Here is a 25,492-nt window from a genome sequence, read left to right as displayed (position 1 = left end):
TGCCGAGCCTTAGCGAGGCACCGAACGCCAGGGGCAAGAGCCCTTGGTTACTTGGGGCTTTTCCAAGTGACTCGCCGTAAGGGCGAAACCCTAAGTGGCCGTTACCGAAGAAACGGATATGTACACCAACCACCAACCACCAACCACCAAAACCACAATCACCCCACCCAATACCCAATCATTCAGCAACCCCCCATCCCCCTCCGGTTAACAAAACATAACGTGCCGTCGATTGTCAGCCGTCGAAAAACACCGATAGGATAAGCCAGCTTCCGAAGGGGCTCTGGATTGCGGGTTTCAAGGCTATGCTTTGAAAAGGGTCATCCCGCGAACAACCCTTACGGCGCCCTGAAAGGTTGAACGACCTAACAATAATAATGGGGGAAGGTCTATGAGTGAGCCTGTCATGGGTGTGGGTATCTGCCGCCCGCCGGCATTGCGCAAGTTCGCGTTGCTGGCTACAGCGCTCTCGCTGTTGGGTTGTGCCGTGTGGTCGGCACCGGTGCTGGCCGCTGACGCGCCGGCAGCCGACGTGGTTTATTCCGTTGAGTCGGCCAAAGCCAGCAAAAGCCTGGTGCTCGATGTCGTGCACGCCGGCAAGCGCCTGGTGGCGGTCGGGGATCGCGGGCACATTCTGTATTCCGATGACCAGGGTTCGACCTGGACCCAGGCCAAGGTGCCAACCCGGCAGCTGCTGACCTCGGTGTTCTTTGTCGATGACAAGCGTGGCTGGGCCGTCGGTCATGACGCGCAGATTCTCGCCAGCGACGATGGCGGTATCACCTGGACCAAGCAATTCGAAGACCTGAAACGCGAATCGCCGCTGCTCGACGTCTGGTTCCAGGACGCCAACAGCGGCTTTGCCGTGGGCGCCTACGGTGCGTTGATGGCCACCACCGACGGTGGGAAAAACTGGGAAGACGTCAGCGATCGCCTGGACAACGAAGACCAGTTCCACCTCAACGCCATCACGGCGGTCAAGGATGCTGGCTTGTTCATCGTCGGCGAGCAGGGCAGCATGTTCCGCTCGGCCGATTGGGGCCAGACCTGGGAAAAACTCGAAGGTCCGTACGAGGGTTCGCTGTTCGGTGTGATCGGCACCGCGCAACCCAACACGCTGTTGGCGTATGGCCTGCGCGGCAATCTTTACCGCTCCACGGATTTCGGCAGCACCTGGGAGCAGGTCGAGCTCAAGGCCGAACGCGGAGACCTGGAGTTCGGTCTGTCCGGCGGTACATTGCTCGACGATGGTTCCATCGTGATCGTCGGCAACGGCGGTTCGGTGATCAGCAGCAGCGACAACGGTGAAACCTTCAGCGTCTTCAACCGTCGGGATCGGATCTCGCTCTCATCGGTAGTGGCCGCGGGGAACGGCAATCTGATTCTGGCTGGACAGGGCGGCGTTCGCGCCACTTCGCCAAATGGCGCTGAGCTGGGCAAATGAGCCGGGTTAATAATAAGAAGGCGTAGCTATGACATCCTTAAGCACCCATCATCAGGACAAGGCGACGTTTCTCGAGCGCCTGATCTTCAACAACCGCCCGGCAGTGATCTTCATCTGCCTGCTGGTCAGTGTTTTCCTGTTCTGGCAGGCGACGCTGATTCGCCCGTCCACCAGCTTCGAAAAAATGATCCCGCTAGAGCATCCGTTCATTCAGAAGATGATGGAGCACCGCAACGATCTGGCGAACCTGGGCAACACCGTCCGCATTTCCGTGGAAGCCACCGACGGCGACATCTTCTCCAAGGAATACATGGAGACGTTGCGGCAGATCAACGACGAGGTGTTCTACATCTCCGGCGTTGACCGCTCCGGCCTCAAGTCGCTGTGGAGCCCGAGCGTACGCTGGACCGAGGTGACGGAGGAGGGCTTTGCCGGCGGTGAAGTGATCCCGCAGAGCTACAACGGTTCCCAGCAAAGCCTCGATTTGTTGCGCAACAACGTGCTCAAGTCCGGGCAGGTCGGGCGACTGGTGGCCAACGACTTCAAGTCGAGCATCGTCGACATCCCGCTGCTGGAGTCCTACCCGGACCCACAGGACCAGGGCAAGTTGCTGGCGCTGGACTATCGCAAGTTCTCCCATGAGCTGGAAGAGAAGATCCGCGACAAGTTCGAGCAACAGAACCCCAACGTGAAGATCCATATCGTCGGTTTCGCCAAGAAGGTCGGCGACCTGATCGACGGCCTGGTGATGGTGGTGATGTTCTTCGGTGTCGCCTTCGTCATCACCCTGATCCTGCTGTACTGGTTCACCAACTGCATGCGCAGCACGGTGGCGGTGTTGAGTACCACGCTGGTGGCGGTGATCTGGCAGCTGGGGTTGATGCACTTCTTCGGTTTCGGGCTCGATCCGTATTCGATGCTGGTTCCGTTCCTGATCTTCGCCATCGGTATTTCCCACGGCGTGCAGAAGATCAACGGTATTGCGCTGCAATCCAGTGAAGCCGAAAACGCCCTGACGGCGGCGCGGCGCACCTTCCGCCAGCTGTTCCTGCCGGGGATGATCGCGATCCTCGCCGATGCGGTGGGCTTCATCACGCTGCTGATCATCGATATCGGTGTGATCCGCGAGCTGGCCATCGGTGCTTCCATCGGTGTGGCAGTGATCGTGTTCACCAACCTGATCCTGTTGCCGGTGGCGATTTCCTATGTCGGCATCAGCAAGCGCGCCGTGGCTCGCAGCAAGAAGGATGCGATCCGCGAGCACCCGTTCTGGCGCCTGTTGTCGAACTTTGCCAGCGCGAAGGTTGCCCCGGTTTCCATTCTCCTGGCGCTGGTCGCCTTTGGCGGTGGCCTGTGGTACAGCCAGAACCTGAAGATCGGTGACCTCGACCAAGGGGCACCGGAACTGCGTCCGGACTCGCGCTACAACAAGGACAACAACTTCATCATCAGCAACTACTCCACCAGTTCCGACGTGTTGGTGGTGATGGTCAAGACCAAGGCCGAAGGCTGCTCGCGCTACGAAGCCATGGCGCCGATCGACGAGCTGATGTGGAAGATGCAGAACACCGAGGGCGTGCAGTCGGCGATCTCGCTGGTGACCGTGTCCAAGCAGATGATCAAGGGCATGAACGAGGGCAACCTGAAATGGGAAACCCTGTCGCGTAACCCGGACGTGTTGAACAACTCCATCGCCCGTGCCGACGGCCTGTACAACAACAGCTGTTCCCTGGCACCGGTGCTGGTGTTCCTCAACGACCACAAGGCCGAAACCCTGGATCGTGCCGTGCATGCGGTGCAGGAGTTCGCCAAGGAACACAACACCGAGAACCTGGAGTTCATCCTGGCTGCCGGTAACGCGGGGATCGAGGCGGCTACCAACGAAGTGATCAAGAAGTCCGAGTTGACCATCCTGATCCTGGTGTACATCTGCGTCGCGGTCATGTGCATGATCACCTTCCGTTCCTGGGCGGCGACCTTGTGCATCGTGTTGCCGCTGGTGCTGACGTCGGTGCTGGGTAACGCCCTGATGGCCTTCATGGGCATCGGCGTGAAAGTCGCGACCCTGCCGGTCGTGGCGCTCGGGGTGGGGATTGGCGTGGACTACGGCATCTACATCTACAGCCGCCTGGAAAGCTTCCTGCGTGCTGGCCTGCCGTTGCAAGAGGCCTACTACCAGACGCTGAAATCCACCGGCAAGGCCGTGCTGTTCACCGGCCTGTGCCTGGCCATCGGCGTGTGCACCTGGATCTTCTCGGCCATCAAGTTCCAGGCCGACATGGGCCTGATGCTGACCTTCATGCTGCTGTGGAACATGTTCGGTGCGCTGTGGCTGCTGCCGGCACTGGCACGATTCCTGATCAAGCCGGAAAAGCTGGCGGGGCAGAAGGGCAATTCGCTGTTCGCTCACTGATCCCTGGCTGAAACAAAAAAGCCGCAACTTTGGTTGCGGCTTTTTTATATCTCAAATTTAACTCCAAACCACTGTAGGAGTGAGCCTGCTCGCGATAGCGGTGTGTCAGGCAACATCAACGGTGAATGTAAAGCCGCCATCGTCGGAACGCCGCCCGGAGCCGGCTCGCTCCTACAGGGATTCTCGGCGGTCAGGCGGGATCGGTGCCAAGCACCACATTCAGTGCACTACGCGCATCATCGAGCTGCACCAGCGTCGCATGCCGCGCACCCAGCGCATCACGGTTTTCAATCGCCGTGAGAATCGCCTTGTGCCGGGGCAACGCCAGCTCATGCAGGTTTGGCCGCTGGTTGGAATGCTTCAATGCCTCGGCGATCGCCACCGAGAGCATGTTGCACAGATTGGCCAGCAAGTCGTTGTGGGTGGCGTCGGCAATACGGCTGTGGAAATCCAGGTCTGGTTGCAGCAAGGCTTCGGGTGTCGGCGCGGCCTCCATGCGTTGGTAGGCCTCACCAATAGAGGCGATGTCCGCATCGGTGGCGAACTGCGCCGCGAGGGCGGCGGCGGCCGGTTCGATGATGCTGCGCACGCTGGTCAGCAGGTCGAAGAACTGGTTCTGCGGGCTGCTTTGCATCAGCCAATGCAGAACGTCCGGGTCGAGCATGTGCCATTCCTTGCGCGGCTTGACCACCGTGCCGACCCGCGGGCGGCAGTACACCAGGCCCTTGGCGACCAGGACCCGGGTGGCTTCGCGCAACACCGGCCGGCTGACGGCATATTCCTCACAAAGCAGGGCTTCGGCGGGCAGTTTGTCGTCCGGCAGGAAACGACCCGAGACGATCTGCATGCCCAGTTCCTGGACGATGCGCGAGTGCATGCTTTTGCGGTCGGAGGGTTTGCGATAATCCATGGGGAACGGCGCGGTCCTGTGCGGGGGGATACCGGGCATGATAACAGGCACGGCACGATCTTGAGGCGAGTGCACAATCAAATGTGGGAGCGAGCCTGCTCGCGAAGGCGGAGTGTCAGGCAACAGAAATGTTGAATGATAAACCGCCTTCGCGAGCAGGCTCGCTCCCACAGGGTTCTGGGGGGTTAGTGAGAGTGGCGCGGTACTTCGGCACCACGGCAGCCAACCAGGAAGTCGAAGTCGCAGCCCTGATCCGCCTGCAGCACATGGTCGATGTACAGCTGGCGATAGCCGCCCACCAGTAACTTCTGTGGTGGTTGCAGGTCGGCCATGCGTGCGGCCAGTTCAGCATCCGGGATGTCCAGGTGCAAACGGCCGCTGGCGCAGTCGAGTTCGATCCAGTCTCCTTCCTTCACGGCTGCCAATGGTCCGCCAGCCGCCGCTTCCGGGGCGACATGCAAGACAACGGTGCCATAGGCGGTACCACTCATGCGCGCATCGGAAATGCGCACCATGTCGGTCACGCCCTGGGCCAGCAGCTTGGCCGGCAAGCCCATGTTGCCGACTTCGGCCATGCCCGGATAACCCTTGGGCCCGCAGTTTTTCATGACCAGGATCGAGTTGGCATCCACGTCCAGTTCTGGATCGTTGATCCGCGCCTTGTACATGTCGAAGTTCTCGAACACCACGGCCCGTCCGCGATGCTGCATCAATTCGGGCGTGGCGGCGGAGGGCTTGAGCACCGCGCCCAGTGGCGCCAGGTTGCCGCGCAATACGCAGATCCCGCCGTCGGCGCGGATCGGGTTGTCGAGGGTGCGGATCACCTGGTCTTCGCCATAGATCGGCGCGTCCTTGGTGTTCTCGCCGATGGATTTGCCATTGACGGTCAAGGCATTCGGGTTCGGGATCAGGTTTGCTTCGCCAAGGCGGCGTAATACCGCTGGCAAGCCACCGGCGTAGTAGAACTCTTCCATCAGGAAGCGCCCGGACGGTTGCAGGTCGACGATGGTCGGCATGCCGCGACCGATGCGGGTCCAGTCGTCCAGGTCCAGCTCCACGCCGATGCGGCCGGCGATGGCCTTGAGGTGAATCACGGCGTTGGTCGAACCGCCGATCGCGGCGTTGACCCGGATCGCATTTTCGAAGGCTTCCTTGGTCAGGATCTTCGACAGTTTCAGATCCTCGCGCACCATCTCCACCGCACGCATGCCGGACATGTGCGCCAACACATAACGGCGGGCATCGACGGCGGGAATCGCCGCGTTGTGGGGCAGGGACGTGCCCAGGGCCTCGGCCATGCAGGCCATGGTCGAGGCGGTGCCCATGGTGTTGCAGGTACCGGCCGAGCGGGACATGCCGCCTTCGGCCGCGAGGAAGTCGTCGATGGTGATGGTGCCGGCCTTCACCTGTTCGCTCAGTTGCCAGACCACGGTGCCCGAGCCGATGTCCTTGCCCTTGTGCTTGCCGTTGAGCATCGGCCCGCCGGTGACGACGATCGCTGGCACGTCGCAACTGGCCGCGCCCATCAGCAACGCCGGGGTGGTCTTGTCACAACCGGTCAGCAGCACCACGCCATCGATCGGGTTGCCGCGAATGGCTTCTTCGACGTCCATGCTCGCCAGGTTTCGGGTCAGCATGGCGGTCGGGCGCAGGTTGGATTCGCCGTTGGAGAACACCGGAAATTCCACCGGGAAGCCTCCGGCCTCGATCACGCCGCGCTTGACGTGTTCCGCGATCTGGCGGAAGTGCGCGTTGCACGGGGTCAGTTCCGACCAGGTATTGCAGATGCCGATGATCGGCTTGCCGTGGAACTGGTGGTCGGCGATGCCCTGATTCTTCATCCAGCTGCGGTACATGAAGCCGTTCTTGTCGGCGGTGCCAAACCATTGGGCGGAGCGCAGGGTGGGTTTCTTATCAGACATGATCGATTCTCTTATTGTATGACTATATTGTTCGAGACGAAGCGTAAGATAAGCGAAAATTGGCCTGTTTGGAAGTGTTGTTGGTTAAATAGTATTACTATATAGTCGTTTTCAGCGGAGGGATGGCCCTGACGGTCAGCCGTGAGAGGCGTCCCCCGAGGTTCTATAAAAACAACAATCGGAGACCGATCCCATGAGCCAGGAACTGCGGCTGATACGTCGCATCACGCTGAAACTGATTCCCTTCCTGATCCTGCTGTACCTGATCGCCTACGTGGATCGCTCCGCCGTGGGCTTCGCCAAACTGCACATGGGCGCCGACATCGGTCTCGGTGATGCGGCGTACGGTCTGGGCGCAGGACTGTTCTTCATTGGCTATTTCCTCCTGGAGATCCCCAGCAACCTGATGCTTGACCGCTTTGGCGCGCGGCGCTGGTTCGCACGGATCATGGTCACCTGGGGTGCCATTACCATCGGCATGGCCTTCGTGCAGGGGCCGAACAGCTTCTACCTGATGCGCTTCCTGCTCGGTGCGGCGGAAGCCGGCTTCTTTCCGGGCGTTCTCTACTACATCACCCAGTGGTTCCCGGTTCGCCATCGCGGCAAGATTCTGGGGCTGTTCATCCTGTCCCAACCCATCGCGATGATGATCACCGGGCCCGTGTCCGGCGGCCTGCTGGGCATGGACGGCGTGCTCGGCCTGCACGGCTGGCAGTGGCTGTTCATCGTCATCGGCACCCCGGCGATCCTGCTGACCTGGCCGGTGCTGCGCTGGTTGCCGGATGGTCCGCAACAGGTGAAATGGATGGACCAGGCCGAGAAGGACTGGCTGAGCGGCGAGCTGCAAAAAGACCTGCAGGCCTACGGCCAGACCCGTCACGGCAACCCGCTGCATGCGCTCAAGGACAAGCGCGTGTTGCTATTGGCGCTGTTCTACCTGCCGGTGACCCTGAGCATCTATGGCCTGGGCCTGTGGCTGCCGACCCTGATCAAGCAGTTTGGCGGCAGCGACCTGGTGACCGGGTTCGTGTCATCGGTGCCCTATGTCTTCGGGATCATCGGGCTGCTGATCATCCCACGCAGCTCCGATCGATTGAATGATCGTTACGGCCATTTGGCAGTGCTGTATGTGCTGGGCGCGATCGGCCTGTTCCTCAGTGCCTGGCTGACCTTTCCGGTATTGCAATTGATGGCGCTGTGCCTGGTCGCATTCGCGCTGTTTTCCTGCACCGCGATTTTCTGGACCTTGCCCGGTCGCTTCTTTGCCGGCGCGAGTGCGGCGGCGGGGATTGCCCTGATCAACTCGGTGGGCAACCTCGGCGGCTACATCGGCCCGTTCGTGATCGGCGCGCTCAAGGAGTACACCGGCAACCTGGCATCGGGGCTGTATTTCCTGTCCTGCGTGATGCTGTTCGGCCTGGTGTTGACCGGCGTGGTGTATCGCCAGTTGGAGCGCAAGCATGTGTTGCCGGCGGATGAATTTGCGGCGAGTGCGCGTGGGGCTACCCGTACCTGACACAAAACACGAAATCACCACTGACCCTGTGGGAGCGGGCTTGCCCGCGATGGCTGCAGCACATTCACCGTCAATGTGTCAGATAGATCGCTATCGCTGGCAAGCCAGCTCCCACAAGGATCTGGGGCGTTCGATTAAACAGGAGAAATTTCATGCGTTTGGTTCAATTCGAATTGAGTAACGGCGAGCGCCGTGTCGGCGTGGTCGAGGGGGCGCAAGTCCTGGAAGTTCGTGAGGCGCGCACGGTTCGCGACCTGGCGCTGGCGGCGATCGAAGCGGGCGTCAATCTGGAGCAACAGGTACAGAGCCTGGGCTTGGGCATCGGCCACGACTACGCCGAACTGCTGGCTCAATTGCGCATCCTGCCACCGCTGGATCACCCGGACCCGGCGCACATGCTGGTCAGCGGTACCGGCCTGACTCACCTGGGCAGCGCGTCGGCCCGGGACAAGATGCACCAGCAGGCCGGTGACGAAGCCGCGATGACCGACACCATGCGCATCTTCAAGTGGGGCGTTGAGGGCGGCAAACCCGCAGCCGGTCAGGCGGGGGTGCAGCCGGAATGGTTCTACAAGGGCGACGGCAGCATCGTTGTGCGCCCCGGCGAGCCGTTCCCGTTGCCACCGTTTGCCGAAGACGCCGGTGAAGAGCCTGAACTCAGCGGCCTGTATGTCATCGGTCACGACGGCAAGCCGTATCGCCTCGGGTTTGCAGTGGGCAACGAGTTTTCCGATCACGTCATGGAGCGCAAGAACTACCTGTACCTGGCTCACTCGAAGCTGCGCAGTTGCAGCTACGGCCCGGAGCTGCGGGTCGGCGAGCTGCCGCAACACCTGGCCGGTACCAGCCGCATCCTGCGCGACGGCCAGGTGCTGTGGCAGAACGAGTTCCTCAGTGGCGAGGCCAACATGTGCCACAGCCTGGCGAACCTTGAATATCACCATTTCAAATACAGCCAGTTCCTGCGCCCGGGGGATGTGCACATCCACTTCTTCGGGACCGCGACCCTGTCCTTTGCTGACGGCATCCGCACGCAACCGGGCGATGTGTTCGAGATCAGCCAGGGCGAATTCGGCGCACCGTTGATCAATGGCATCGCTCCAGTCGATGCAGCGTTCGAACCCGGCACTGTCGGCACACTTTGAGGAATCATGCATGACCCGAATTCTTGGACACAACTACATCGGCGGCCAGCGCAGTGCGAAGGGCAACGTGACATTGCACAGCGTCGACGCCGAAACCGGCGAGGCATTGCCCCACGATTTCATTCATGCCACGCCCGAGGAAGTCGATGCCGCTGCCCGGGCAGGTGCCGCAGCGTACCCGGCTTATCGCACCTTGAGTGCCCAGCGTCGCGCAGAATTTCTCGATGCTATCGCCGATGAGCTGGATGCGCTGAGCGATGAATTCGTCAGCCTGGTGTGTCGCGAAACTGCGCTGCCTGCCGCACGGATCATCGGTGAGCGTGGCCGCACCAGCGGGCAGATGCGCCAGTTCGCCAACGTGCTACGGCGCGGCGATTTCTACGGTGCGCGTATCGACCAGGCGCTGCCTGAGCGTCAACCCTTGCCGCGTCCGGACCTGCGCCAATACCGTATCGGGCTCGGCCCGGTGGCGGTGTTCGGGGCCAGCAATTTCCCCTTGGCGTTTTCCACCGCCGGTGGTGACACCGCGTCGGCATTGGCCGCGGGTTGCCCGGTGGTGTTCAAGGCCCACAGCGGTCACATGGCCACGGCCGAGCAGGTGGCCGATGCAATCATCCGCGCGGCAGAAAAAACCGCGATGCCGGCCGGCGTGTTCAACATGATCTACGGCGGTGGAGTCGGTGAAGCGCTGGTCAAGCACCCGGCCATCCAGGCGGTGGGTTTCACCGGTTCGCTCACCGGTGGTCGCGCGCTGTGCGACATGGCGGCGGCGCGCCCACAACCGATCCCGGTGTTCGCCGAGATGTCGAGCATCAACCCGGTGATCGTATTGCCCCAGGCACTGCAAGCGCGCACGGAAACCATCGCCCGCGGCCTGTCGGCTTCGGTGGTGCAAGGCTGCGGTCAATTCTGCACCAATCCTGGCCTGGTGATCGGCATCCGTTCGCCGCAATTCACTGCATTTCTCCAGCTGGTGGCCGACATGATGGCTGATCAACCGGCGCAGACCATGCTCAACGCCGGGACCCTGGGCAGCTATGCAAAAGGCTTGCAAAAGCTCCTCGATCATCCTCGAATCGAACACCTCGCGGGTAACCCGCAACAAGGGCGACAGGCGCAACCGCAACTGTTCAAGGCCGATGTCGGCTTGCTGATCGAGGGGGATGAAGTGCTGCAAGCGGAAGTGTTCGGCCCGACCACAGTGGTAGTCGAAGTGGCGGATCAGGCACAACTGAGCGCCGCGCTGAACGGTCTGCACGGTCAATTGACCGCGACGATCATCGGCGAGCAGGCGGACTTCGAGCAGTTCAGCGAGCTGACGGGGTTGCTGGAGCAGAAGGTCGGGCGAATCCTGCTCAATGGCTATCCAACCGGCGTGGAGGTCTGTGATTCGATGGTTCATGGCGGGCCGTATCCCGCGACCTCGGATGCGCGCGGCACGTCGGTGGGCACCCTGGCCATCGACCGCTTCCTGCGCCCGGTGTGCTTCCAGAACTACCCGGATAGCCTGCTGCCGGATGCGCTGAAGAATGCCAACCCGCTGGGCATTCAGCGCCTGGTGGATGGCAAACCGTCGCACAACGCCCTCTAAGATTCACAACGAACCCTGTGGGAGCGGGCTTGCCCGCGATAGCAATCTGTCAGTCGATATCAATGTTCGCTGTGCTGACGCAATCGCGGGCAAGCCCGCTCCCACAGGTCTGTATGGAACGATCGGTAGGTGCATGAGCTATCATTGCGTTTTTCCCACTCAAAGATTGACTGCCATGACTGCCGTAACAGACACCTTGCTCAACGCCCTCGAACATTGCGGGATGGTGGAGATCGACGGGCTGCACGCCTTCGAATTCGCCCTCGATGTCGACGACAACCTGCACATCGAATGCATGGACGGTCGAGCGGCCAAGCACTGGGAATTCACCCCGGCACAGGTCCAGGCCGCGACTTTCGACACCACCCTGCAAAGCTGGCTGATCAACGATAAAGATGGTGAACACCGCCTGGTCTGCCTGGGCGACGTCATCAGCGGCGACAACGAAGACGACGAACAACAGGATGCGTAACCTCTGGCCGCTGTTGATCGCCGGCAGCATCGGCGCAATGGGCGTTCAGGTGGCATCCGCCGACGACTACCAAGTACTCGTGGGGTCGTACACTGGCGGCCAAAGCCAGGGTATTTATCGCCTGAACTTCGACAGTGCAACCGGACAGATCGACGCCAGGCCGCTGCAAGTGATCAAGAGCGAAAACCCGTCCTGGCTGACCCTGTCCAGGGACCGGCTGCGTCTGTTCGTGGTCAACGAAAATGGCCCGGGCCAGGCCGATCCGGTCGGGCGGGTCAGCAGCTATGCCATCGACCCCAAGACCCATGAACTCACCCTGATCAATCAGGTGCAAAGCCTCGGCAACGAGCCGACGCATTCGAGCCTGAGCCTGGAAGCCAGCCATTTGTTCGTCAGCAACTACTCGGTGGCCGAAGACCCGGGCGGCACCCTGGCGGTGTTGCCGGTGGCGGCCGATGGCACGCTCAAACCGGTGGTGCAGATGAGCAGCCATCCGGCCAGCCGGGTCAATCCCGAGCGGCAGATGTCGGCGCACGTGCATTCGACGATCAGCTCGCCTGATGGTAAATACGTGTTTTCCAACGACCTGGGGGCGGACAAGGTTTTTGTCTACCGCTTCGACCCCAAGGCCAATCCTGACCTGCCATTGACCCCGGCCACACCGTCGTTCGTTCAACTGCCAGCCGGTAGCGGGCCGCGCCATCTGCTGTTCAGTGCCGATGGCAAGCACGCCTGGCTGACCATGGAAATGAGCGCGCAAGTGGCGGTGTTCGATTACCGCGACGGCAAGCTCGAGCAAACCCAGAGCGTCGACCTGGCTGCCGGTCAGCCCGTTTCGGACAAGGCCGCCGCTGCGCTGCATGCGTCAACGGACGGCAAGTTCCTCTATGTCAGCAACCGTGGCACCGCCAACCAGTTGCTGGTGTTCGCCATCGACCCCGCGACGGGCCATCTCAAGGAACTGCAACGTCGCACGGTAGAGGGCGATCATCCACGGGAATTCAGCCTCGATCCGAGCGGCAAGTTCCTGCTGATCGCCAACCAGAAAAGCAACCAGATTGTCGTCGTCGAGCGCGATGCCAAGACCGGCTTGCTGGGTAAAACCGTGCAAAAACTGCCGATGGATGCACCCAGTGACCTGAAGTTCCTGGTGCGTCAATAGGCCGCAGGCCCCGGTTGATGGGGCCTGCATCCTTCTATCAATGAGGGTGATATCTAGAAGTGTCACAAAGCATTTCAAGCTGCTAACCCTCGAGGGTTAAGTTTGCTTCACGGCCCCATCGGGCAGGCAAGCCAACTGACTTCGAGGAATACAGCATGAACTTCAATCTCTTCTCCGTAATCGCCGCTTCCGCCATTTCCGCCACCGTGGCCCTGCCAGCCAGCGCCAACGTTGAAATCAGCGACAAGAAAACCCACGCCCAGAGCTACACCCAGAAATACCTGCAACAGAGCGCCAACTTCTACGCCGCCCTGGATCACAAGGCCCAACACTGAAATTCAAGCCCTGCAGCCTTTATGCAGGAGCGAAGTCACTTGCCGATCGAAGCCCAGGCCGCGAGAGGCGTTGAAGTGATGTCGCTCCTGCATAACGCGTTTGCGACAACTTGGTCGCCGAAGCTTGATATCAGGTGGCCATGCCTCTAAATTTGACGCTGATTTTTTGACTCCTCCTTCTGAAGAAAAGGATTGCCAAAATGACGATGCGTCTTGCCGTGGTGCTGTTGTTCCTCTATTCGACCCCGATCCTGTCTGCCGGGCCCATTCCCGGTGAACCCGACGCTGCCCGCGAGCGCATGATTAGTTTTATTGAAGACTGAGATAGACCGGCTTAATGATCAACGATGTTGATATTTGCTATGCATCAGACTCGTTGGTTACCGGTGCTTTTTTGATTGATTCTGTGGACTCTGAAACATGTCCACGGAGTTCATCATGGCCAGCACGATCATCACCTCTGCCAAACACGGCGCCTATGTGGCAATCGGTCTTTACCTGGTCATGGTGCTGGTTGTCAGCTTTTCGCCGCAGTCGCAGCAAAGCGTCGAACCGCCGATCCATGTCGCACACCCTGGCATCCAGTTTGAACATCGCGCACAACAGGCGATGGTCGATCCGGCTGAACTCGCGGGAGTGGGCGGAGCATGAACCGTTGCAAACTTCTGGTTATCGCCTTCCTGGCATTCATAACCAATGGCTTTTCCCTGCTGGGGATCGGGCACGGGTCAATAGGCGGGGTGGCACGGGCCATCGAGGCCAACCACAACATCGCGCGCAACATCGAGACAGCCAAGGCCATGGGGATGCTGGCCGGCAACCCGCCGATCACGCCCGATGAAGGTTTTTTCGGTCCGTTCCACGTTGATTGCTCGGCAATAGGCATGTGCGAAGTATTGGCCTGAGCAATTATTTCTTCATGATCGATGTAAACAACGCCGACTCCAGAAACCGCTGTAGCCAAGCCTGCAGACGCCGATAGGGCGTCTGCACAAACCACTCGCGATCGACATGGGCAAATTGCCGTATGAACGGCATCAGCGCCACGTCGGCCAGGGTGGGGTGGTCGGCCAGCAAATAATCGCGACCGTCCAGCCACTCATCCAGCTTACGCAGGAACACCTCGCCCTCAGCGCGATAGAACGCCATCGGCTGTTCCGGATAGCGTTCGGCGTACTTGTAGCGGTTCAGATGCACCTTGAAGACCTGATCGTTCTTCTCGATCAACGCCACGATGGCGAGCTGCCCTTGCGGATCATCCTTGAGCAACCAGTCCTGCGGATCATGCTGTGCCAGGGCCCAGCGCATGATTTCCAGGCTTTCATCGATGACCTGGCCGTCTACGTTCAACACCGGCACCGTGCCTTTGCTCGACAACGCGAGCATCTCGGCGGGTTTGGCCTTGAGGCTGACTTCGACAATGTCCACGGCCACTTCGCTGTAGCGCAGCGCCATGCGTGCCCGCATGGCGTACGGGCAGCGGCGGAAAGAATAGAGGGTGATCATTTCACCTCCAGGGTGCTCAAGCCGTTGCCTTGGCGACGGACCTGGATCTGCACCGGAATCCGCTCATGCATTTCCTGCACATGGGAGATCACCGCGACCTTGCGCCCTTGGGCCTGCAAGCCGTCGAGGGCGTCCATGGCCAATTGCAGGGACTCCGGATCGAGGCTGCCGAAACCTTCGTCGATGAACAGCGATTCGATTTTCAGCGTACTCGAGGCCATCGATGCCAGGCCCAGCGCCAGGGCCAGCGAAACCAGGAACGTCTCGCCGCCGGACAACGAATGCACCGAGCGCAGTTCGTCACCCATCTCGGTGTCCATCACCAGCAAGCCGAGCATGCTGCCGCCGCGCTTGAGGCGGTAGCGCCGCACCAGTTGGCGCAATTGCACGTTGGCGTGGTGCACCAGCAGATCGAGGTTGTAGGCCTGGGCGATCTTGCGGAAGGTGTCGCCGGTGGCCGAACCGATCAGCGCGTTCAAGCGCGCCCAGCGCTGGTACTCGGTGTAGGCGTCGGCGATCTGTTGCGCCAGGGCCTGATTGGCGTTCTGCCGGCGCTGATCCTCAGCCTGTTCAGCCCGCAGCTCGGCGCAGTGTTGCTCGCTGGCAGTGAACTGGCTTTGCAACTCAGTGAGCGCGCTGGCGAGTTGCTCGTCATCCAGGTTGCCGTTGTGCTGCGCCTTGTGATCGAGCAAGCGCTTGTCGCGCTCCTGTACCAGGACACTGGCTTGTTCGATGGCTTTTTCGCTGTGTTGCAGGCGTTGGCGCAGTTCGCTCACATGGGCGTCGTCGACCCGCAGCAGGTCTTCAAGGCCACCGTCATGCAGCTCCGGGTGACGGGCGCGCCATTCGGCGATTTTGCCGGCGAGCTCGCGATGTTCACTTTCCAGCGTGTGCAAACGCTCTTGCTGCGCCTTGAGTTCGGCTGCGATGCGCACCAGTTGCGTCAGTACGTTTTGCAGGTCCGTGGCGGTTGTGCCTTCGGCGTGGCGCGCCTGTTCCACCTCCAGTTCAAGCTGCTGCTGCCACTGCTCGGCGCTGCCGTGCGCGCCGAGCAGTTGCCCGAGCGCTTGCTGGCTGGCCTGTTGTTGCATGGCCAGCGCGCTGAACTGCTGCTCCGCGGTTTGCAATTGCTGCACGCGGGTCTGCTGGCGATCCTGTTCCTTCTCCAGGTTTTGCTGACGCTGTTGCTGTTCCGCGAGTTCTTCCTTCTGCTGATCGAGTTGCGCCAGGCGCTCGGCGATCTGCCGATCAAGCTGCATGAAGGTCGCAGCAGGCTCGGTACGAAGCGCTTCCAGGGTATCGGCTGGCAGCAGGCTGGCGAAGGCGCTGAGTTCTTCGTCCAGGCGCTGACGGTCATTGCCCAGTTCACGTTGTTGATTGTCCAGGTGCTGGGCCGCGCTCTGATGCGCGGTTTCGGCGTGGCGCAATTGCTGGGTCAGGCGTGCCGCGTCCTGTTGCAGGGTGAGCAGGGCGGTTTGCCGTTGTTCGTCCTGGGTGATGCTTTGATTCAGCTGACTGTTTTGCTGGTTGAGCCAGGCGCTGCGTTTTTCGGCGTCCTGATTGAACAGCGCGGTGGCCAGCGGATGCGCTTGAAGGCTCGGCGCCAGGGCTTGTTGCGCAGTTGCCAGTTGCTCCTGCTGTTGCAGCAGTTCCTTTTGCTGGGCGATCAGTCCGCCTACTTCCGCGCGCAGTTCGGTGAGCTTTTCCTTGAGCTGATCGACGGCTTTTTGTGCCGTGGCCTGTTCGCTTTCATCAAAGCGACCCAGGCTTTGCAACAGGGCCTCGGGCTGATGATAAGGATGCTCATGACTGCCGCAGACCGGGCAGGGTTGGTCATCGAGCAATTGCGCACGCAGTTCCTCGACGCTTGCACTACGGGCCAGGCGCTGGCGCTCCAGCAGTTCGCGGGTGACAGTCAGGGTCTGCTCGGCGACGGCAAGTTCAGCCTTGGCCTTTACCCCGTCCTGGGTCAGGCGCTCGCGTTCCTGTTGCGCAGCGACCTGGCGTTGTTGCAACTCGGCACCGCGGCGGTCCAGGTCCTGTTGACTGTCCCACAGCCGGGTCAGGTCTTCGATGGCACGCAGTTGCTTGCGGTTGTCCTGCAACAGACTGCCGAGGATACCGATCTGCTCGGCGACGGCATCCGGCTCGGCACCGGCCTCCTTGAACAGCACCTCCAGTTGCTGTTTCTGCGCAGTGAAGGCTTGCGCGGCGAGCATGGCGTTCTGTTCGAGATTCGCCAGTTCCGCCTGCCCCTTGTTCAGTCGATTGCCGATCAACATCAGCTGTTGCAGGCGATCACGGTAGGCATTCCAGGCATCACTCAACGGCGCCAGATCAGCGCTTTGTGCAAGTTCGGCCGCCATGCGCTGCAAGTGCTCGGCAGCCCGGGCCTGTTGCTCGTGCAAGGTTTGAATCGCGCTCTGGCCCTGGGTGCAGGCCTGTTCGGCGGTCTGCCGGACTTCGGCACTGAGGGCCGCGTCCTTGGCCAGGCGGGCGAGGGTGCTTTGCTCCTCGAAAGCCTGGCGCAACAGCGGCGCACAGTCGGTTTGCCGTTGTTGTGCTTCGCCCAGGGCGATCCGGGTTGCGCCCAGTTGCTGTTCCAGTAGCGCCTGTCGCTCGCCGAGTTCGCCCTGTTGCCGGGTATGCTCGGCAATCTGCTCTGCCAGGGGCGTGAGTAATGAATCGACCTCGGCCTTGCGGGCGAACTGATGCCGTTGCGGGGCCAACTGTTCGAGGCGCGTCAGCTGCAAGCGCTCGCCGGCCAGGCTTTCCCAGGTGTGTTGGGCACTGTGCAGTTGTTCGGCAGCGGCCAGTTGCGCGTCATGCAAACGGCGCAGTTCTTTAAGCCAGGCGTCCTGCAGCTCAAGCTGCTTGAGCTGCGCCTGCTGCAATTTCAGTTGCTGTTGCGCGGCGTGGAAGCGCTCGTCGAGCTCGGCGCGCGCCTCTGGAGCCAGCGGCGTGACACCGCTGGCCTGATCCTGCAGCAATTTGTGCGCTTCGCGGGTTTCGCGAGTCTTTTCGAAGGCCCGGCGGCCCAGGCGGGTGTAGAGCGCCGTGTCGGTGAGTTTTTCCAGCAGTTCGCTGCGGTCATTGTCATCGGCCTTGAGGAAGGCGCTGAACTCGCTCTGCGCCAGCAGCACAGCCCGGGTGAACTGCTCGAAATTCAGGCCCAGTGCGGCCTCGAGTTGGGTCTTGTACTCACCTTTCTGACTGGCCAGCAGTTGATCCTGATCGAGGTCGCGCAAACTCTGGCGACTGGCTTGCAGCTTGCCGCCGGCCTTTTCCCGGGCGCGATTGGCTTCCCAGCGCGCGCGATAACGGCGGCCGTCGACGCCGACAAAATCCACTTCGGCATAGCCTTCGCCGGTGCCGCGACGCAGCAGGGTGCGGGGGTCGCCGGTGCCAATTTCGCCATCGGCGTCCGGCACTTTGGCGTCGCGCCCGGTGTTGTTCAGGCGCGGCACGGCGCCAAAGAGGGCCAGGCACAACGCGTCGAGCAGGGTGCTCTTGCCCGCGCCGGTAGGGCCGGTGATGGCGAACAGTCCGGCACTGGCCAGGGGTTCGGCGGTGAAGTCGATTTCAAATGGACCGGCCAGGGAGGCGAGGTTCTTCAGGCGGATGGCGAGGATCTTCATGGCTGTTCGTCCTCCATCTGCACGTCTTGCAGCAGCTCGGCAAAGTCCTTGAGGGTTTGCTCATCGACGTCGCTGCCGTAGTTGTCCTGCCAGGCGCGGCTGAACAGTTCCTGGGGCGTGAGCTGGTCCAGCTCGATCAACCCGGCGCCGTCATCGGCGCCTTCACGGCTGCCGTTGCCCGCGTATTCGGCGGCGATGCGCACCAGGCGCACGGCTTTGCCCAGCAGGGCGCTTTCCACTTGATGGCGCAAGTCCGGCTGCGGCTCGTCCAGGCGCACCCGCACCTCCAGCCAGGGCTGGCGCTGGTAGTCGGCCAACAGGTCGATGATGGGCAGCTCGGCCAGTTGCACCAGGATGTCCGCCAGGGGCGCCGGGCCGATACGCTGCAGGTTGACGGCGCGGGGGATCAATTTCGGTTCGACGCTGACCAGGGTTTCGCCGTCGAGCGTGATGTCGAGAATCTGGTGCTGGTAGCCGATCTCCGAGAACGACAAGGGGATCGGCGAGCCGCTGTAGCGAATCCGCGCTTCGCCGTTGACCTTCTGTGGCTTGTGCAAATGCCCCAGGGCGACGTAGCTGATGGTCGGCCCGAACAGGCTGGCGGGCAGGGCCTCGGCGTTGCCGATGATCAGGCTGCGTTCGGAATCCTCCGACACCGAACCGCCGGCCATGTGCGCATGACTGATGGCGATCAGCGCCTGGCCGGGCTGACGCTTGGCATTGGCCGCTTCAATCAGCCATTCGTGAACCTGGCCGATGCCGCGCAGGTAGTCGTCGCCCAAATGCGCGCCGGTCACTTCGGCCGGGCGCAGGAACGGCAGCGCCAGGCACCAGGCGGCAATTTCACCCCGGGCATCGGGCAGCGGCAACAACAGGCGTTCGGCATCCAGTTGCCCATCATCCAGCCACAGCACCCGGCCCAACGCATGGGTCCGCAAACGGCGCATCAAGGGCGCGGGCAGTTCGATCCGCGAACCGGAATCGTGGTTGCCGGCGATCATCACGATGGTCAGCAATGGTTGCTGCTCATGGGCGCTGACGATGAAGTCGTAGAGGCGTTCCTGGGCTTTGACCGGCGGGTTGACCGTGTCGAAGATGTCGCCGGCGATCAGCAGCACATCCGGCTGATCCAGCTTGAGCTGGCGCAGGAGCCAGTCGAGAAAACAGCCGTGCTCGAAATCGCGATCCTGGCCGTGCAGATTCTGCCCGAGGTGCCAGTCGGAGGTGTGAAACAGACGCAAGGCGAACTCCGTAGGAAAAAAGGTGGTGGCCGCGAGGAAAAATGACAGCGGCGAAAGGGGGGGAGTTTACTGGCAAACGGGGTGGGTGTGGTCATGCACAACTGGTAGCAGTTGGCGAAGTCTACGTTCGGCTGACTTCTTGATGCACATTTGTAGGAGGCGTACTACGGAGTGCTCTGAAAATTAATCGTTTGTTGTGGATTTCTCGCCTGAATAATTGATTGGTCTAGCTTCGCCAGCTAACTTGATTTCCCACTTTGTGACGGTCAGACGTTCGCTGTGCAGCTTGCACTATGCGGCCCTCCAGGACTTCGTCGCGACGTCAACCAGTACGTTGTGCGTTGTTCGTGCCGTGCCTATCGGGCCGATTGTTCAAGGAAGCGTCATGACTCAACGGTTACTCCAACTTGATCAAGTGTCATTCAACTTGCCCGACGGGCGCGTGCTGTTCGATCACTTGAACCACACCTTCAGTACCAGGGCTACGGGAATCGTCGGCGCCAATGGCTGTGGCAAGTCCTTGCTCGGCCGGCTCCTGACGGGGGAGCAGCTGCCCACCAGCGGCATCGTCCGTCGCGAAGGGCGGGTTTACGCCGTGGCGCAGTTACTGGAACCGGAGCGCTATCCCAACGTTGCCGCGCTGGCCGGGGTCGACCATATTCTGGCGGCGCTGAAGCGTATTGCCCAAGGGAGTGTCGACGATGACGACCATTTGCTGGCAGTCGATCAATGGGATTGCGCCACACGCCTTGAGGCGCAGCTGCAGCAGATCGGCCTGGGGCACTTGAATGCCGAGGCGCGCACTGACGCACTCAGTGGTGGCGAACGGCAACGGGTGGCGCTGCTGGGGGCGTGGTTATCCAGGGCCGACTGGCTCATTCTGGATGAGCCCAGTAATCACCTGGATATTGATCATCAACACGAGCTTGCACAGCAGATCGATAGTTGGCCCAACGGCCTGGTGTTGATCAGTCACGACCGGGGTCTTTTGGAGCACGTGAACGAAATTGTCGAGCTTTCACCCTTGGGGCTGGCGGTTTATGGCGGTAACTACAGTCAGTACGCGGCGGCACGCGAGCAGGAACAGCAGTCGTTCCAGTCGGCATTGCAAGGGGAACGGGCGCAGGCCAAGCGTGAGCAACGTGAGATGGCCGTGCAGATGGAGCGTCAGCAACGGCGTAATGCCCGCGGAGACCGTCAGGCCCGTGACGGCAATCAGACCAAGTTGATTACCAACGCCCAGAAAGAGCGAAGTGAAAACAGTCAGGGAAAATTGCGCCTCAATCAACAGGTGTCCCGGGAGCAGCAGCAACAACGGATCGCCGAGGCCCGTGCGCGGTGTGCGCCGGACATTCAACGCATGATGCTGTCCCCGGAAAGCGTAGTGCCCAATGGCAAGCTGATTGTGCAACTCAACGACGTGATTCTCCCGTTCGGTTATGCGGTACCGATCAACCTGACGCTGACCGGGCCTATGCGCATGGCGATCCTGGGCGCCAACGGCAGCGGTAAGTCGACCCTGTTGCGAGTAATCGCTGGCCAATTGCCGGTACGCGAAGGCGAACTCATGCGCAGTTGCCATGTTGGTTGGCTGGATCAACACGCCGGGTTGCAGTACCCCGAACGCACGGCAGTGCAATGGCTCTACGAGAGTAATCCAGAGTTGCCCGAGGCCGAGGCGCGGACCCGCCTGGCCCAGATGGGGATTGATGCGGCTCGTGCGATGCTCAGGACTTGCCAATTGAGTGGTGGCGAACGCCTGAAAATAGCCCTGGCTGCGCAGCTATATGCACGGCGGCCGCCGCAATTGCTGTTGCTGGATGAGCCGGACAACCATTTGGATCTGCCGAGCAGAATCGCGCTGGAACAGATGCTCAATCAGTACCAAGGTGCATTGATCGTGGTTTCCCACGATTGCGCTTTTTTACACGCCATTCATCTAGATGCCGAGTTTCATCTCAAAAGCTAAAACCCATCACTTCGGATACAACGGCGGCAACCCACTGTCCCCAACCGGGTCCTGAACCCGTTCAGCGATCGGAATCGTACGAATCGCGCGCCACAAATCTTCCCCTTGCCAGTGCTGGCCGGTTTCGCTGTACAGCGCGCCGTTCAAACCGTCGAGGGCGTCGGACAGCGGGACGAAGCGGGCGGCCATGTCGGCCAGGGTTTCCGGTTGCTGGCGGGCCCAGGCGTCGAGCGCCTGGCGGGTGGCGTGGGAGTCGTTGGCCTGGCAGGCACGCTTGAGGTCGTCGAGCACGGTGCGTGGGCTCGGGCCGGTTTGTGCCGCGCGCTGAATGGCCGGTTGCGAGCGCGCCCGCCACCAGAGGCCGAAGCCCAGCAGGGTGGTGCAGGCCAGGATCAGGCTGCTGAGTTTCCAGCGCCAGAGGGTTTCGCTGCTGGCGCTGCTGTCGAGCGCCGAGGTGCCGGCCGGGGTGTCGACCATCAGGCTGGGATTGGCGGCCACCTGCAGGGTCCGAGCGGGCAGGCTGCTGTGCTCCAGATGGTCTTCGAAGGTGTTCCACCAGACCACCTCGACCGACGGCAACTCTATGGCGCCGCTGCGCGAAGGCACCAGCGCTTCGCGGTCTTCGCGGCTGCCGACCAGGCCTCGCTCGCTGTTCTGGTTACCCAGCACCGGTTGATCGGGATAGCGCCGCAGGCCACCGGCTTCGGTGCCGGGCAGTGGCGGCAGTTGCGAGCTGGCCAGGCCTTCGGCCTTGACCGTCAGGCTGCGGGTCAGCGAATCGCCGACCTGAACGTGTTCCGGTTCCGGGTTCCAGCTTTCGCTCAGCGTCAGGCTGCGAGCCGGCAGCCAGGGCAGGTCGGCGGGGTAGGTGACGGGTTTGGCCTTGACCGTCAGCAGCAGTTGACCGGAACTGACACGCATCAATTTGCCGGATTTCGGCATCTGGACGCTGGCGTCCTGGACGGGTTGCGCGTCCACCAGCGCGGCATTGAAGATCTGCGCCGGAATGATCAGCTCACCGCTGTGTTGCGGGTAGATCGCATAGCGCATCTCGATGACGCCGTGGCGTAGGCCGTTGATGTCTTTCTCGTAGGTGCGCGACTCGCCCAACTGTTCGATGCGCGCGTCAGGAATCTGCAAGGGCGGCAGGCTGCTGTCGTCGTACAGCGATACCGAATGGTAGATGCGCAAGGTCAGGACCGCCTGGGCTTGCACGTACACGCTGGTTTGATCGAGGCTGGCGTCGATGAAGACCGGTGCCTGTTTGTCCGGGGTCGCCTGGGGGTCGCTTTCCACCACTTGCACGGTGATCGGCTGGCTCTGGACCTCGCCCAGCTTGAGCGCGGGAATCACCACGGTGCCATTTTGCAAGGGCAGCAGGGTGATGATCCAGCGGGTGGTGGCCTGGTTGTCGCCGTTGAGGGTGTTCAACTGGTTGACCTGGCGAGTGCCACGCACTTCGAACAGTGGCTCCAGTGGCGTCAGGTCGGGCTTGCCGAACTGGGTCACGTCGTTGGATTCCAGGGTCAGTTCGATCGTCTCGCCGGAGTTCAGGCGAGCCCGGTCGACACTGGCGACCAGCTCGGCTGCCTGGGTCTGCATCACGCAGAGCAGCAAGGCGGGCAGCGGGGCAAGCGTGAAGGCGGTGAAGCGGGTCATCGAGTTTTTCCCTGATCCTGATGTTGTTGCTGTTCGTACCAGAATTTGCGCCGGAGCAATTCCCCCGGGTCATCCGGGATCTGCCTTAGCCATTGCTCCAGTGCCTGCTGCTGCTCGCCGTCGATACTGTCGCTGGCCGGGCGCATGGGCGCAACGGTGTGCTGTTCGTCTCCCAGTTCGCTGCCCGGGACCTCATTGGTGCCGGGGCGCGGGGGCGTGGTGGCGGAAGGCTCGGTGGTTGCCTGGGTTTGTTCGCCAGCCGTTTCGGGTTCACCGCTTTGCGACGGTTGCGCAGTGTCACTGGGTGGCGCTTGCTGCTCGGCATCGCTGGTCGCCTCATCGGCGGCTTTGTCAGGGGGTGGCGCTGCGGCTTTGTGCTTGAGCAGGCTTTCCACCAAGGCCTTGTTGGTCAGCGCCGGGCGCAAATCCGGTTGGCGTTCGAGGGCCTGTTCATAAGCATCCAGTGCCGCCTCCAGCTCGCCACTCCTGGCCAGGGCGTTGCCACGATTGTAGTGGGCATGAGCGTCATCGCCTTCGGCGAACCGCTGGGCGGCGCCACTGTAGTCGCCGGCTTCGTAGAGGGCAACGCCTTGCCACTGGTGATCTTCGAAGTGCCGCGCAGCTTCGGCCGGGCGTTTTTGCTTGAGCAAGAGCACGCCCTGCTGGTCGGGGCGCAGCCACAGGTCCTGGAAGTCGAAGGCATAACCGGGCTGCGGCAGCGCCAGCAACAGTGGCAGGCAGAGCAACCAGCCGCGCCGACCGGCGCACGCCGCCAGCAACAGCAACGGCAACAGCAGCCAGTAGCCCTGGTCGGCCCAGGTGTCGAGGCGCAGGGTCTGGCCGTTGTCGCGCAGGTTGCGCGGACTGTCGAACAGGCCGAGGGCACGCAGGTCGGCATCGCTCAGGCGAGCGTGGCGATAGCGTCCGTCCAGGTCATTGACGAAGGATTTCAAGCCGGGCTCGTCCAGGCGCGACACGAGAATCGCCCCCTGTTCATCCTTGAGGAAACTGCCATCTTCCTGGGTAATGGGCGCGCCTTCGGCGGTGCCGATGCCGAGCATCAGCAATTGTGTCGATTTGCCGCTCAAGGCCTGGCGGATGCCCAGGCGCTCCTGTTCGCTCAGGGTGGTGCCGATCAACAGGATCCGGCCGTCGCCCAGTGCGGCCTGTTCCAGCAAGGCCAATGCCTTGTGCACCGCCAGGTCGGCGCGATGTCCGGCTTCAGGCATCAACGACGGCTTGAGCGCATCGAGCAGGTTGCGGCTGGTGGACAGGTCGTCCGACAGCGGCACCAGGGTGTGGGCGCTGCCGGCGAAGACGACGATCGCAGTCTGTGCATCGTTGCGGCTTTGCAGCAGATCGAAGAGTTTGCGCCGGGCCTGTTCCAGGCGGTTTGGCTGAACGTCGGTGGCGAGCATTTCCGGGGTCAGCTCAAGGATCACCACCAGTGGATCGGCGGGTTTCTGGCTGGACTGTTCGACGCGGGAAAAGCTCGGCCCGAGCAATGCGAGGACGGCGATCATCCACGCCACGCCCAGGGCAACCCACGGCAGTTTGCTTTCGCGGCCGCTGCCGCCACTGAGCAACACCGAATGGAACGCCGGTGGCAGGATCATCTGCCAGCGTCCGGCGCGTTTCTGCCGATGCCACAGTTGCCAGAGCAGCCAGCCAAGCAGTGGCAGCAACAGCAGCCACCACGGGCGGAACCAGTACGGCCAGAGATCGCTCATCGGCGCCTCCGCAGGCGCAGGCGTTTGAGGCGCTGGCGCCAGTCAGGCAATTGCGTTTGCAAGAACAGGTCCTTGTTGAACAGTCGATGCAGCGGGTTATCCGGCCACAGCACGCGCACCACCAGCAGCATGCTCAGCAACAACGCCAGCGCCAGCGGCCAGTGATACAAGGCCTGGGCCGGACGGGCCTGGGTCGGTTGCTGGGTCACAGGCTCCAGTTGGTCGAGGGTGGCCTTGATCGATTGCAGTTGCTTGCCGTCTTGAGCGCGAAAGTACTGGCCGCCGGTGGCATCGGCGATTTCTTTCAAGGTGGGTTCGTCAAGGTCCAGGCTCGGATTGATCCCCAGGAAACCCGGTGTGCCGCTTTGTTCCGGGTCGGCGCCGATGCCGATCGGGTAGATTTTCACCCCCTCCCTGGCCGCCAGGCGGGCGGCGGTGAGCGGATCGATTTCGCCACCGTTGTTGGCGCCATCGGTGACCAGGATCAACACGCGACTTTGCGCCGGACGTTGCCGCAGACGCTTGACGGCCAGGCCGATGGCGTCGCCGATGGCAGTGTTCTTGCCGGCGATGCCGATGCGCGCCTCGTCGAGCCAGACACGCACGGTATGTCGGTCAAACGTCAGGGGCGCCTGCACGTACGCCCGGCTGCCGAACAGGATCAGGCCGACCCGGTCGCCGTCGCGACTTTCGAGGAAGTCGCCCAGCAAATGCTGGACCAGCGTGAGGCGGCTGACCTCTTCGTCCTGCCACTGCATATCGGGAAAATCCATGGAACCGGACACATCCACCGCCACCAGCAGGTCGCGCCCACTGGCGGCAATCGGCAGTGGCTCGCC

At 61.8% G+C, this 25,492-nt stretch carries 20 protein-coding genes; 12 read left to right on the top strand and 8 right to left on the bottom strand.

The features are described 5' to 3' along the window. Window positions 1-391: 391 nt before the first annotated feature. Window positions 392-1,444, top strand: a complete 1,053-nt coding sequence (locus tag PMI35_RS01005; protein WP_008066323.1) for a WD40/YVTN/BNR-like repeat-containing protein — start codon at window positions 392-394, stop codon at window positions 1,442-1,444. Window positions 1,445-1,472: 28 nt separating this feature from the next. Next, a complete protein-coding gene (locus PMI35_RS01010; protein ID WP_008066322.1) occupies window positions 1,473-3,857 on the top strand; it encodes an efflux RND transporter permease subunit in 2,385 nt (794 codons plus the stop codon). Between the two features lie 190 nt (window positions 3,858-4,047). Here PMI35_RS01010 and PMI35_RS01015 read toward each other — a convergent pair whose 3' ends face one another. After that, window positions 4,048-4,767, bottom strand: coding sequence for a FadR/GntR family transcriptional regulator (locus PMI35_RS01015; RefSeq protein WP_032832181.1), 720 nt, complete (start codon window positions 4,765-4,767; stop codon window positions 4,048-4,050). 185 nt (window positions 4,768-4,952) lie between these two features. Further along, entirely contained in the window at window positions 4,953-6,689 is a 1,737-nt protein-coding gene (locus PMI35_RS01020; protein ID WP_008066320.1) for an IlvD/Edd family dehydratase, read from the bottom strand. A 193-nt stretch (window positions 6,690-6,882) separates the two neighbouring features. Between PMI35_RS01020 and PMI35_RS01025 the strand changes: the two genes are divergently transcribed. The 9 genes from PMI35_RS01025 to PMI35_RS01060 all read left to right on the top strand — a co-directional run bounded on the left by PMI35_RS01025 (window position 6,883) and on the right by PMI35_RS01060 (window position 13,815). Further along, complete coding sequence (locus PMI35_RS01025; RefSeq protein WP_008066319.1) at window positions 6,883-8,205, top strand: MFS transporter; 1,323 nt, start codon at window positions 6,883-6,885, stop codon at window positions 8,203-8,205. A 152-nt stretch (window positions 8,206-8,357) separates the two neighbouring features. Continuing rightward, on the top strand, window positions 8,358-9,350 hold the full coding sequence (gene araD1 / locus PMI35_RS01030; protein ID WP_008066318.1) for an AraD1 family protein: 993 nt from the start codon (window positions 8,358-8,360) through the stop codon (window positions 9,348-9,350). 10 nt (window positions 9,351-9,360) lie between these two features. After that, entirely contained in the window at window positions 9,361-10,941 is a 1,581-nt protein-coding gene (locus PMI35_RS01035; RefSeq protein WP_008066317.1) for an aldehyde dehydrogenase (NADP(+)), read from the top strand. A 133-nt stretch (window positions 10,942-11,074) separates the two neighbouring features. After that, complete coding sequence (locus PMI35_RS01040; protein WP_032832180.1) at window positions 11,075-11,413, top strand: DUF5629 family protein; 339 nt, start codon at window positions 11,075-11,077, stop codon at window positions 11,411-11,413. Next, entirely contained in the window at window positions 11,406-12,575 is a 1,170-nt protein-coding gene (locus PMI35_RS01045) for a lactonase family protein (RefSeq protein WP_008066315.1), read from the top strand. Before PMI35_RS01040 ends, PMI35_RS01045 begins: the two co-directional genes overlap by 8 nt. 155 nt (window positions 12,576-12,730) lie before the next feature. Next, on the top strand, window positions 12,731-12,910 hold the full coding sequence (locus PMI35_RS01050) for a hypothetical protein (RefSeq protein ID WP_008066314.1): 180 nt from the start codon (window positions 12,731-12,733) through the stop codon (window positions 12,908-12,910). A gap of 200 nt (window positions 12,911-13,110) precedes the next feature. After that, on the top strand, window positions 13,111-13,233 hold the full coding sequence (locus PMI35_RS35700; RefSeq protein ID WP_008066313.1) for a hypothetical protein: 123 nt from the start codon (window positions 13,111-13,113) through the stop codon (window positions 13,231-13,233). A 115-nt stretch (window positions 13,234-13,348) separates the two neighbouring features. Then, complete coding sequence (locus tag PMI35_RS01055) at window positions 13,349-13,561, top strand: hypothetical protein (protein ID WP_032832179.1); 213 nt, start codon at window positions 13,349-13,351, stop codon at window positions 13,559-13,561. Beyond that, the gene (locus tag PMI35_RS01060; RefSeq protein WP_008066297.1) at window positions 13,558-13,815 is read left to right on the top strand and encodes a hypothetical protein; all 258 of its coding nucleotides are present in this window, start codon (window positions 13,558-13,560) and stop codon (window positions 13,813-13,815) included. Before PMI35_RS01055 ends, PMI35_RS01060 begins: the two co-directional genes overlap by 4 nt. A 4-nt stretch (window positions 13,816-13,819) precedes the next feature. On the opposite strand, the gene PMI35_RS01065 is transcribed toward PMI35_RS01060, so the two are convergent. The 3 genes from PMI35_RS01065 to PMI35_RS01075 are packed head-to-tail and all read right to left on the bottom strand — an operon-like array spanning window position 13,820 to window position 19,295. Further along, window positions 13,820-14,416: a glutathione S-transferase gene (locus PMI35_RS01065; RefSeq protein WP_008066295.1), complete on the bottom strand. Its 597-nt coding sequence runs from the start codon at window positions 14,414-14,416 to the stop codon at window positions 13,820-13,822. Further along, the gene (locus PMI35_RS01070) at window positions 14,413-18,054 is read right to left on the bottom strand and encodes an AAA family ATPase (protein WP_008066293.1); all 3,642 of its coding nucleotides are present in this window, start codon (window positions 18,052-18,054) and stop codon (window positions 14,413-14,415) included. Before PMI35_RS01070 ends, PMI35_RS01065 begins: the two co-directional genes overlap by 4 nt. After that, a complete protein-coding gene (locus tag PMI35_RS01075) occupies window positions 18,051-19,295 on the bottom strand; it encodes an exonuclease SbcCD subunit D C-terminal domain-containing protein (protein ID WP_008066291.1) in 1,245 nt (414 codons plus the stop codon). The genes PMI35_RS01070 and PMI35_RS01075 overlap by 4 nt, the downstream gene beginning before the upstream one ends. A gap of 385 nt (window positions 19,296-19,680) precedes the next feature. Here PMI35_RS01075 and PMI35_RS01080 point away from each other — a divergent pair, with 385 nt between their 5' ends. Further along, complete coding sequence (locus PMI35_RS01080; protein WP_008066289.1) at window positions 19,681-21,264, top strand: ATP-binding cassette domain-containing protein; 1,584 nt, start codon at window positions 19,681-19,683, stop codon at window positions 21,262-21,264. A 6-nt stretch (window positions 21,265-21,270) separates the two neighbouring features. On the opposite strand, the gene PMI35_RS01085 is transcribed toward PMI35_RS01080, so the two are convergent. From PMI35_RS01085 to PMI35_RS01095, 3 genes are all read right to left on the bottom strand, one after another. Next, a complete protein-coding gene (locus PMI35_RS01085) occupies window positions 21,271-22,923 on the bottom strand; it encodes a BatD family protein (protein ID WP_008066287.1) in 1,653 nt (550 codons plus the stop codon). After that, the gene (locus PMI35_RS01090) at window positions 22,920-24,653 is read right to left on the bottom strand and encodes a tetratricopeptide repeat protein (protein WP_008066284.1); all 1,734 of its coding nucleotides are present in this window, start codon (window positions 24,651-24,653) and stop codon (window positions 22,920-22,922) included. Before PMI35_RS01090 ends, PMI35_RS01085 begins: the two co-directional genes overlap by 4 nt. Further along, on the bottom strand, window positions 24,650-25,492 hold an 843-nt coding region (locus tag PMI35_RS01095), incomplete at its 5' end, for a vWA domain-containing protein (protein ID WP_008066282.1). The genes PMI35_RS01090 and PMI35_RS01095, both read right to left, overlap by 4 nt.

Source organism: Pseudomonas sp. GM78, assembly GCF_000282475.1.
Taxonomy (GTDB): Bacteria; Pseudomonadota; Gammaproteobacteria; order Pseudomonadales; family Pseudomonadaceae; genus Aquipseudomonas.
The sequence above is the reverse complement of the archived record's forward strand: the minus strand, read 5'-3'. Positions and strand labels throughout refer to the sequence as shown.